Genomic DNA, 3692 nt, shown 5'->3' on the forward strand with positions numbered 1-3692 from the left:
GCCGACAAGGATGATCATCACCAGTGACGCAGTGGCGAACCACACGCTGATCGCGCCACGCTCGTCACGCGGCCGCCGGCGGGACTGATGGCGAGGCTGATGGCGGTTCATCGGCGCTCCCGGTAGGCGTCGACGGGACTGCTGGCCGTGGCGGTGATGACCCGGTGTCCGGGCACGCCGGGCAGGGCCAGGTCCGACAGGTCGACGCGGCAGGTCACCGTGGCGGTGACCTGGGCAGTGGTGCCCAGTGGGGCGTTGAACGCGGCGGCGGTGACCGTGATATCGGTGCTCGTGCAGTGGACGTTCTGGGCGTGCAGGCTGCTGGTGGCCGCGGTCTTCCCGGCGGAGATCGCCTCGCCCTGGGTCCGCTCGATCGAGGCCGCGCGTGCTGCCTCGTAGGCCGCCGCTTCGACCGATTGCTTGGCTATCTCGACGCGGCCGCCCATGATGATCATCGCCACGAACAGCCCGAACGCCGGGATGCCGATCGCGGCCTCGATGGCGGCCGACCCTCGCTCGTCGCGGCGCCGTCGTCGGGAATCGTGAAGCCGCCGGATCATTCCGTCAGCCTCTCGACGGGGACGCTGGCGCTCTGGGTGACCGTGACGTGCCAACCGGGGATCACGCTGAGGCTCGTGCCGGTGACCGTGACGGTCGCGGTGTTGGCTGTCCGGGATCCCGAAACGCTGGTCGAGGTCATCACGTCGGCGCCGCCGGCGTCCTGGAGGAAGGTGTTGGCTGTCGCCACCCCTGAGTCGCGGGTGCCGGTCTCGCTGCCCGCCTCGCGTGCGCCCTCCTGTGCGGCCGCGAGCGCAACTTCGCGCGCGTGGTAGTACAAGGCGCCCTGGAGGCCAAGGAACATCACCAGGAAGAGCGCCGGCATCAGGAAGACCATCTGGATGGTCACTGAGCCGCGTTCGTTTCGGCGGCGAGAGCTGGCGATCATCGGGTCCTACTTGATCTTCGCGGACTCGCTGGTCACGAAGAACTTGATGGCGGCCACGACGATGCCGACGATGACGATCACGGCACCGGCCCAGATGACCTGCTCGATGGTGACCGAGCCGCGCTCGTCGCGGTGCTTGACGATGCGGTCTTCCAGGCCGGTGAGCACGGTCAGTGCCGCCACCTGGAGGGTGATGAAGAGCTTGAGCATCGGGTTGGTTCCTTTCTTGGTAGTTGGGTTCGGGTGACCCGGTTGTTTGAGGTCGGTGCTAGGTCGTCAATCGGAGCATCGAGGGGGCGATGAGGATCGCCATGAAGACGACGCCGAGCAGGCTGGCGGGGATGTACATGCGCTCGGAGGCGGCGTTGGCCTTGCCGACCTCTGCGCTGAGCATCGCCGAGCGAAGTGCCGCGGCGCGGGCACGGAGGTTGGTGTAGATCTGGGATCCGTCCTGCCCTGATTGCTGCATGATGTCGGCGAGGTCGTCGAGCTCGGTGACCCCGAGTTCGTCGGCGAGGTCGTGGAGGGAGTCCCAGGGCGCGCGGGTCATGTAGCGGGCGCGGCGCAGCTCGCTCTCGATCCGCTTGAACACCCACTTGTCGCCGACCTCCGCCGCGGCGCGCAGGGCCTGCTGGCCGCTGGCACCGTCTCGGACGCCGGTGGCGACCATGTCGATGTAGGCGCCGAGCGCGCGGTTGAACTCGATGCGGGCCCTCTTCGCATCGTCTGTGGCGTTGTAGTTCGGCATGAACCAGAACAGCGCCGCCAGGGCCAGTGACCCGAAGGTGGGGATGACGAACGGGAGCGGCAGACCGATCAGGCCGAAGAACGACGCAATCAGCGGCGGCATGACCAGGCCGAGCAGCGCCCAGACCACCTTCTCCCCGTAGAACCGGGTCTCGCTGATCTGCAAGATGGCGAGGTCCCTGCGCGGAGTGTGTGCCCAAGCACCGCCGGGCAGGTTCTTCAGCGCCCACACGCCGATCCGGTCCACCAGCGAGCCTGCCTCAGGGTCCTCGGCGGCCTCGCCCAGGGGGGCGCCGGCGCCATGGCGGGGGACGACGTGGTCGGGTGAGAGACGGTCCAGTGCGTCGACCAGGTCCGGGTCGGAGGGCGCCAGTCTCCAGACGAGGAGGGCGAAGGCCAGGCCGAGGAGCGTGCCGCTAGCGAGCGCGAGCTGGAGGCCGGTCATGCCGCTGCTCCTTCGTTCTGACGCTGTGCGTTGCGCGCCTGGAGGTCGAGGAACCGCGGGAGCGGCTTGGCGATCGCCATCCGCCTCATCATCAACAGCGTGGCCACGTAGGCGCTGAGGAGGATCGCGAGGATGACCTGCCCCAGCGGGCTGCCGTAGGGCTCGATGTAGTCGCCGGTGAAGGCGAGCAGGCCGAGGACGCCGAGGGTGATCACTGTGACGGTGCGCGCGGTGGTGCGGGGCTTGGCTTGGTCAGCTTCGATCTGGCGGCGGGCTCGCACGTCGGAGGCCACGGTCTCTGCGAGCGCATCGAGGGCCTTGGCCAGGCCAGCCTGTCCGCGACCGCTGGCGGCCAGGATGAGCTGGCTGGCGACGACGTCGCCGGTGGAGTCGTTGAGGTCCTCGGCGAACGCGCGCAGCACGTCCTCGGTGGTGCCGGTGCCGTTCCACAGCCGCGACACCATCAGCCCGACCTCGTCCTCGATCGGCGCGGGCACCGACTGCAGCGACTTGATGAGCGCCGAGCGCAGCGACTGGCCAGCCGTGAGCTTGCCCGCCAGCGACCGCGTCCACTCCTCGAGCGCTTCGAGCTTCTCGATGCTCGCGGCCGCCGGCGGCGGCGAGAGCAGCAGCGGGATGCCGATGATGGCGGCCGGGACGAGCACGATCGCGATCACCCAGCCGCTCACCATCGCGACCAGCAGGCCGGTAACGGCGCCGGCGACGATGAGCTTGCGGGTGCGTGGGCTGAGCTGGTTGATGCGGCTGCCCAGCCGCCCGAACGGGGTGACGGTGCGCGCGGGGCGGGGCGGCTTGGGTGGTGCCGGCCGCAGGGCGTAGACCATGCCGATCAGGCCGGCGACGACCAGAGCGCCGCAGACCGCGGGCACGAGCGGGGTCATGTCGTGGCCACCCCCTCGTAGGCCTTGGCCTCAGTGGTGTAGGCCTCGAGGTCGAATCCGTGGCGGGCCAGCTCTTGGGCGAGGTGGTTGTCCAGCTTGCCGGTCGCGGTGGCCGGCCCGAGCCGGTTGGGGGCGAAGACTGGCGCGGTCGCGTAGCCCCTGACGGCGTCGGCGCTGGGATCGACGACCAGGACCTCCTCGACCCAGCGCCGCTTCCGGGAGGTTCCGTCACCGTTGTCGGTGACGTCGGCGCGCAGGTACACCACGACGTCGACGGCGGCAGCGAGCTTGCTGATCGCGAGCTCGCGGGTGACCTGGGGGCCCTTCTCCATGGCGCAGGAGACGAGCTTCTCGATGGTGTGGTCGGCGCTGCGGGCGTGGGTGGTGCAGATCGAGCCCGGGCCGGACTCCATGGCCTTGAGCATGTCCCACACCTCGGGGCCGCGGACCTCGCCGACGATCTGGCGGGCGAGGGTGAACCGGAAGGAGTCGTGAAGGGCCTCTTGGAGCGTGAACTCGCCGGCCCTGCGGCCGTCGACGCCAATCTCGCCGGAGCCGGGCCGGTGCTCCCAGGCGTGGACGATGCGGTGCCGGTCGCGGAGCTCGTGCAGGTACAGCTCGAACTCGGTCTCGAAGGTGCCGATCATCTCCC

Annotated in this window: 6 protein-coding genes; all 6 read right to left on the reverse strand. The window is 69.6% G+C overall.

Annotation, left to right across the window (positions count from 1 at the left end; genetic code table 11):
* Positions 1-107: 107 nt before the first annotated feature.
* On the reverse strand, positions 108-560 hold the full coding sequence (locus ACOADB_RS05980; protein WP_378597033.1) for a TadE/TadG family type IV pilus assembly protein: 453 nt from the start codon (positions 558-560) through the stop codon (positions 108-110).
* Positions 557-907: a TadE family protein gene (locus ACOADB_RS05985; protein WP_378597034.1), complete on the reverse strand. Its 351-nt coding sequence runs from the start codon at positions 905-907 to the stop codon at positions 557-559. The genes ACOADB_RS05980 and ACOADB_RS05985 overlap by 4 nt, the downstream gene beginning before the upstream one ends.
* A gap of 45 nt (positions 908-952) precedes the next feature.
* A complete protein-coding gene (locus tag ACOADB_RS05990) occupies positions 953-1156 on the reverse strand; it encodes a hypothetical protein (protein ID WP_300376226.1) in 204 nt (67 codons plus the stop codon).
* 58 nt (positions 1157-1214) lie between these two features.
* Entirely contained in the window at positions 1215-2138 is a 924-nt protein-coding gene (locus ACOADB_RS05995) for a type II secretion system F family protein (RefSeq protein WP_378597035.1), read from the reverse strand.
* Positions 2135-3040 (reverse strand): type II secretion system F family protein, encoded by a 906-nt coding sequence (locus ACOADB_RS06000; RefSeq protein ID WP_378597036.1) that lies wholly within the window; start codon positions 3038-3040, stop codon positions 2135-2137. The genes ACOADB_RS05995 and ACOADB_RS06000 overlap by 4 nt, the downstream gene beginning before the upstream one ends.
* Positions 3037-3692: ATPase, T2SS/T4P/T4SS family (locus ACOADB_RS06005; RefSeq protein ID WP_378597037.1), on the reverse strand; the 656-nt coding region annotated here is incomplete at its 5' end. The genes ACOADB_RS06005 and ACOADB_RS06000, both read right to left, overlap by 4 nt.

Source organism: Nocardioides sp. CPCC 206348, assembly GCF_048654705.1.
In the GTDB taxonomy this organism is placed as follows: Bacteria; Actinomycetota; Actinomycetes; order Propionibacteriales; family Nocardioidaceae; genus Nocardioides.

What these genes read in the sequence shown, in the direction of transcription:
- ACOADB_RS05980 (WP_378597033.1), bottom strand. Translation starts at nt 560, where the DNA reads ATGATCCGGCGGCTTCACGATTCCCGACGACGGCGCCGCGACGAGCGA.
- ACOADB_RS05990 (WP_300376226.1), bottom strand. Translation starts at nt 1,156, where the DNA reads ATGCTCAAGCTCTTCATCACCCTCCAGGTGGCGGCACTGACCGTGCTC.
- ACOADB_RS05995 (WP_378597035.1), bottom strand. Translation starts at nt 2,138, where the DNA reads ATGACCGGCCTCCAGCTCGCGCTCGCTAGCGGCACGCTCCTCGGCCTG.
- ACOADB_RS06000 (WP_378597036.1), bottom strand. Translation starts at nt 3,040, where the DNA reads ATGACCCCGCTCGTGCCCGCGGTCTGCGGCGCTCTGGTCGTCGCCGGC.